1 protein-coding gene is annotated in these 1,244 nt (G+C 63.5%); it reads left to right on the top strand.

Translation table 11 applies throughout. From position 1 onward, the window contains the following. Window positions 1-76 precede the first annotated feature (76 nt). Window positions 77-1,225, top strand: coding sequence for an ISAs1 family transposase (locus EI290_RS22190; RefSeq protein ID WP_044019211.1), 1,149 nt, complete (start codon window positions 77-79; stop codon window positions 1,223-1,225). Window positions 1,226-1,244 lie beyond the last annotated feature (19 nt).

Below are 1,244 nucleotides of genomic sequence, written 5' to 3'. Positions count from 1 at the left end.
TCAGGGCTTACGCATCAAAATCAAGACGCTGTAGTGAGGGCTGCCCTTTGTCTCGTTAGACATCGTTAAGTTCTTCATGCTCAATCAACTTCTTGCTTCCTTTGCCACGCTTCCAGACCCGCGTTGCGCCGGCCGCACCCGGCACCGCTTGCTTGATATGCTGGTTATTGCCGTCTGCGCCGTGGTGGCCGGCGCGGAGACGTGGGTAGACATCGCGTACTACGGCCAGTTGAAGCAGTCGTGGCTGGCGACGTTTCTAGACTTGCCCGGCGGCATTCCCTCCCACGACACCTTCCGGCGGGTGTTCTCGCTGCTTGACCCGCAGCAGGTGGAGCAGTGTTTCCGCCAGTGGATGGCCACCGTCGCCCCGCCCTTACCGCGCGAGGTAGTCGCGGTCGATGGCAAGACCCTGCGGCGCTCGTTCGACCGCGGGCGGGCCCAGGGCCCGCTACACGTCGTCAGCGCGTTTGCCACCGAGCAGGGCTTGAGCCTGGGGCAGGTAGCCGTGACGGGCAAAGGGCAGGAGCTGACGGCTATTCCGGTGTTACTCCGCACCCTGCACCTGACCAATACGATTGTCACACTCGACGCACTTGGCTGCCAGCAGGCCATTGCCCGGCAACTGCTGGCCCAGCAGGCGGATTATATCCTGGCCTTGAAGGGCAACCAGGGCCGCTACCACCGTGCCGTCAAGGCCTACTGCCACGCCTGTTGTGTCGAGAGCTGGGCAGCATATCCCGCCGATTACGATGCCTTCGACCGCCGTCACGGCCGCTGGGTGCGGCGCCGGGCCTGGGTGCTGCCGCTGGGCAAGGAACTAGCCGGATTACACGCCTGGCCAGGCCTGCGAGCGATTATCGTAGTCGAAACCATCCGGTCGGTGCAGCATCAGCCGGGCACCCGCGCCGAGTGGCGCTACTACCTGACCAGCTGCGCAGATGCCCCGGCAGTGCTCATTCAGGCTATCCGTCGCCATTGGGCGATTGAAAACAGCCTGCATTGGGTGCTGGACGTGGTCTTCCGCGAGGACGAGGCCCGCAGTCGCGACCGGGTCGCTACCCGCAACTTTGCTGTGTTGCGTAAGCTGGCGTTTAATCTCCTGCAGCAGGGGAAGCACCCGCCTGGCAGTCTGCGGACCCGCCGCCGGAATGCGGGCTGGAGCGATAACTACCTGACCCAACTACTAACCCGCGCCCGCCAAAACGACCGTGCAACTGCTCCTTAGATTTGATGCGTAAGCCCTG

The sequence above is a fragment of the Hymenobacter metallilatus genome, assembly GCF_003944705.1.
Classification (GTDB): Bacteria; Bacteroidota; Bacteroidia; order Cytophagales; family Hymenobacteraceae; genus Hymenobacter; species Hymenobacter metallilatus.
The sequence above is the reverse complement of the archived record's forward strand: the minus strand, read 5'-3'. Positions and strand labels throughout refer to the sequence as shown.

Excerpts from the sequence above, each read along its gene's own strand:
- EI290_RS22190 (WP_044019211.1), top strand. The coding sequence starts at position 77 with ATGCTCAATCAACTTCTTGCTTCCTTTGCCACGCTTCCAGACCCGCGT.